Below are 258 nucleotides of genomic sequence, written 5' to 3'. Positions count from 1 at the left end.
ATCCGGCCAGGGGGCAGCGCTATATCCGGATTGCGCTCGCGCGTGAAACGCCGGTATTCGCGTCAGCGGTCGATGCAATCAACGGTGCGCTCAAGGAGCTGCAGCAATGACGCGGCCGCCCCTGTTCATCGACGCCAGCTTCTTCCTCGGAATGCACCACGGCAATGAGCGTCACCGCCTGAAGTCGCTCGCCTACTTCTCGCGCCACCTGTCCGGGCAGCCGCGGATGAATTACGAGCAGATCGGCATCTGCGACGC

At 63.6% G+C, this 258-nt stretch carries 1 protein-coding gene; it reads left to right on the top strand.

Annotated elements, in window-relative coordinates; genetic code table 11:
* Positions 1 to 106: 106 nt before the first annotated feature.
* Positions 107 to 258: DUF6190 family protein (locus tag SB679_RS25140; protein WP_410705043.1), on the top strand; the 152-nt coding region annotated here is incomplete at its 3' end.

The sequence above is a fragment of the Chryseobacterium sp. SIMBA_029 genome, assembly GCF_046535275.1.
Lineage (GTDB): Bacteria > Bacteroidota > Bacteroidia > Flavobacteriales > Weeksellaceae > Chryseobacterium.
Note: the sequence above shows the minus strand (reverse complement) of the source record. Positions and strands in the feature narration are given on the sequence as shown.